This window comes from Streptomyces sp. NPDC005070, from assembly GCF_053600395.1.
In genome coordinates, this window is the sequence record NZ_JBSFZS010000299.1 from 1 (window position 1) to 3,866 (window position 3,866).

Below are 3,866 nucleotides of genomic sequence, written 5' to 3' on the forward strand. Positions count from 1 at the left end.
AGAGCTGGCGCAACTGCTGGGCCAGCAGGGCGATCCCGAGCGGTGGCAGGTCGATGCCGAGCAACGCGATGCGGTCGCTCTCCAGGACGGAGCGGCGAACACAACGGCCACCTCACGGGCCTGGTGACCGCCAAACAGGACGGCACCTGGGCCGTCGCTGTCAGCCGCCAGACCGGAAACCACTACCTCACCAGCACCAAGGTCACCGACTACGTCGACGTCCACTGATCCACGTCACAACGGATCCAGCACGCACCGCCCTGTCAGTCCGGCCGGCCCGATGAGTACTGGGGCCGGCCGCGAGGGCGACAGAGTGCGAGGGGAATGGCGGTGTGCCACCAGTTCGTCCAGTTCAAGAGCCACTGCTGGTTGGCGCGCCGCCGTTGCAGTTCCAGCGCTCCAACTGGGTGCCGTTGACGTTGACGCCGCTGGGCTCGCACGCGCTCACGTTGAATTCCCCTGCACACGGGTCTACCTCTTCGAAGCTCGCGGCCTGCCCCCTGAGAGCCTAGCAACTGAGCGCGATGGAGCAGGACTTCCATCTGCTGCGGTGGCCGATCAGTGACGCGCTGCGCGCGGTGCACGAGGGACGCTTCCTCCTGCCCGCCAGGCCCCTGGCCCTACTCCTCACAGAGCGCCACCCGAGAGGTGGCTGACCCGCCCCCTGCCCCTCCCAAATCCTTCTTCCCAGGGGTACCGCACCCAGGACCTGCGCGACACGCCGTCGCCGGGCAGGTCGCGATCCGTACAGCGCTCCGGCCTGCCCATTCTCGTGAACTAGCTTGCTTGGCACAGTTGTTGGATCTGCTCCCCGCTTCGGTTCGGAGGTCTACCCGCGCTTCTACGGATGGCGTTTCCGAGCTCATCGCCCGTCCACCGAGCTGTCGAAGGTGCGCGACACAGACGGGAAAATGCACCGTCCACCGGAACCTGGTTCTAGCCCGCGGGGGCGGCGGTGTCGGCGTGCCGGGACTCCATCGCGGCGATCACCCGCTGCCGGGCCACCCGCCGGGCCAGCTTGAGCTTTCCGTCGGCCAGCAGGAGGGGCGCATACCAGATCCAGCCCCACGCGCTGTATGAGACAGTCCCGCTCAGTACCAGCGCGTTGTTGGTGGCGAGGACGAGCACGAAGGTGGCAACGTACGCGGCCACCCGGTGACGGACCATGAGCCGGAGCGGGGCCCGCCACGGACCGGCCAGCAACTCCAGAGCGGCCGCCACCTCAGCGGCTCGCAGATCCTCGGGATGCGCAGGTGCCTGACCGCCCCGCTCCAGCGCTTCCGCCACATCGATGCTGTGGGATGTCAGAGCCGACCGCTCGGCCCGCACGGTGGCCGTTCTCTCCCGGATGTCCTGCCAGTAGCCCCGCCCGGCAAAGCCGAGCGCGTCCTCCACCCGCGCCGCCTCGGGTGAACCCGCCGGAGCCAGGACGGCGATCCGCTCCTTGAGCACGACTGCTCGACCGCTACGCCCCGGATACGTCCAGCCGTCGGCCCGCAGGCACAACTCCAGGTAGGAGACGAGCAGTCCGAGGTCGTCGGGCCACTGTGCGAGCCCGGCCTCGTATGCCTTCTCCGCCTCGGCGTCGTGGTCGTCCTCGTCCTCCGCCGCGTGGGCCAGGCCGAGCCACCGGTAGAGCACCGGATCGGGCCCGAACTCCTCGAGGCCGGCCTCGGACAGCTTCCGGACCTGCGTGAACCCGCCCACCGCGAAGAGCTCCTCGCAGCGGTGTGCGTATTCGTCGTGCGTCATGCTTCCCACCCCAGTCGATCAGTACGGCCACTCTCAGCCACACAAACCCACTGGTCAAGGCAATGTCGGCGGCTGTCAGGAGTTCGCTGACGGAGGCCGGTTCAGCACCGGAACCAGTACCTCGCTGCTTACGGTGCGCACTGAACCACTTGTGAGGGACGCATGTCAGACAACCAGTCACAACCCACCCAGCCGCCCTTCTCGGGACACGCACCTTCGGGCAAACCACCGACACCCCCGTCGGCACCAAAGTGGGCCCGTAAGCGGATCCTCGTCCCTGCCGCAATCCTGATCCTGTTCATGGGAGTTGGGATCGGGTCGTCCGACGACGGCACCGAGAAGACGAGCGCGAAGCCGCAGCCGACGGTCACCGTAGAACCAGACCCACCCGTACACAACAAGCGCCCCCGCGCCTCCGCCGTTGAGGCCAGGAGCGGGGCGCGGCTGTGTCACGACCCAGTGACGGCGTGCACGTTTCAATCACATATGGCCTACCGTGTTCCGCCTGAACCAGCACCACTCGGGGGGAATCTGTGCGTACCCGCCTCATCAGCGCCATCCTGCTCACCGTTGCGGTCGGCAGCACCGTCGCCTGCCAGCCGGCCGACGACAAGGCGAGCGGCACGGCAACGTCGACCAGCACAGGGGCGGGAGCGAAGGAGGACAAGCCCGCGGAGCGGAAGCAGGTCCCCAACTTTGTCGGCATGGGCCTGCAGTCCGCTCAGGACGCGGCGCAGGAGCAAGGCTTCTTCTCGTTGAAGTCGCACGACTCGCTCGGCCGGGATCGCATGCAAGCCTTCGACCGCAACTGGAAGGTGTGCAGCCAGAACTACAAGCCCGGCAAGACACTGCCTGTCGATACGACTCTCGACTTCGGTTCCGTGAAGCTGGAGGAGACGTGCCCGGCGAAGGATGAGCAGGCGCCGTCCGCAGCCGGCGGGAAGATGCCCGACTTCAAGGGGAAGTCCGTGAAGGCGGCGCGGGCCGCGCTCGACAGCGGCACCTCGATCAGCGTGGAAGACGCGAGCGGGCAGGACCGTTGGGTGCTCGTCGAGTCCAACTGGCAGGTTTGTACGCAGACTCCGGCGGCAAGTACGGCGCTGAATGGGCAGCCGGTGACTCTCACTGCAGCCAAGTTCGACGAGGGCTGCCCATAGAGGTGGACCGACAGCTCGGCAATGCTGCCGCGGTTCCTTACCGACGGCCGGTGGATGGCCCGCGCGGTCCCAACACCCACGAAGTTCCAAGGTTGCTGACAGCCACTCGTCACACCGATCAAGCAGTGACGTACGGACCACATAAGCGGCACAGTGCCGCGTTTCGAATGGCGCCACCGGCAGGATGACGGCAGCTTCGGAGGCGGAGACCGAGGCTCGGCTGGCGGCGGCTCGGCGGGAAAGTCGGGAACGCAGATCGCGCGCGTCCTCGCGCTCGGGGCCCGCAGGGCGGACGTGGGGCGGAGCGGCGAGGAGTCGTGGACCGTTCTGACCGATCCCGAGGGGAACGAGTTCTGTGTGGTACGCCCGAAGGCGACCCTCATCTCCGGCGATCACACCTTGGACAGGGCCACCCACGGCCACGGCCGGCCGGGCGCCCCTCTCCCAGGTGGGTCGGGCGCCTCTCCCAGGTCGGGCGGCGGTCGCTTCCCTCGGGCCTTCACCCTCTGCGGAGCTCGAGCGTGATCGGTGTGGTGATCCGGACCTTGGCCCCCGGGCCGGGACTACTGGAAACGACGGTCCAGGCACCCAGCCCACTGCCCGGGTCGGTCATCACGTCATGCCCGTCGGGCGCCATGGCCTCGATGTTGTCGAAGCACATGAGGTCCTTGCCGAGCGGGTCGAACGGCTGGCCCTGGACGTCGGGCATGGGCTGGGGCCACTCCTGCGCCCGGCAGCGCGCGTTGACACTGTCGGCTGCGTACGCGGGCGACGACTGGGAACCCTTGGACTGCGAGGCGCTGCTGCATGCACCGAGGACGGGGACGAGCAGGGCGGTGACGGCGACGATGACGACACGGCGTTGCATTGCGGGTTCTCCTCTGATCGGGCTGGCTACGTGAACGTCAAGGTCGGTATCTCCTACGTCAGTCAGGAGGGCGCGACCGCCAACCTGGA

General features: G+C 67.8%; 3 protein-coding genes and 1 pseudogene. 2 read left to right on the plus strand and 2 right to left on the minus strand.

The features are described 5' to 3' along the window. Positions 1–936: 936 nt before the first annotated feature. Positions 937–1,752: a hypothetical protein gene (locus ACWEBX_RS38010; protein ID WP_451889293.1), complete on the minus strand. Its 816-nt coding sequence runs from the start codon at positions 1,750–1,752 to the stop codon at positions 937–939. Between the two features lie 533 nt (positions 1,753–2,285). Here ACWEBX_RS38010 and ACWEBX_RS38015 point away from each other — a divergent pair. Together ACWEBX_RS38015 and ACWEBX_RS38020 are read left to right on the plus strand one after the other, a co-directional pair. Next, entirely contained in the window at positions 2,286–2,909 is a 624-nt protein-coding gene (locus ACWEBX_RS38015; protein ID WP_451889294.1) for a hypothetical protein, read from the plus strand. A gap of 255 nt (positions 2,910–3,164) precedes the next feature. Continuing rightward, a pseudogene (locus ACWEBX_RS38020) lies at positions 3,165–3,290 on the plus strand (VOC family protein); the annotation flags it as partial. A gap of 118 nt (positions 3,291–3,408) precedes the next feature. Here ACWEBX_RS38020 and ACWEBX_RS38025 read toward each other — a convergent pair. After that, the gene (locus tag ACWEBX_RS38025) at positions 3,409–3,777 is read right to left on the minus strand and encodes a PASTA domain-containing protein (RefSeq protein ID WP_451889295.1); all 369 of its coding nucleotides are present in this window, start codon (positions 3,775–3,777) and stop codon (positions 3,409–3,411) included. Positions 3,778–3,866 lie beyond the last annotated feature (89 nt).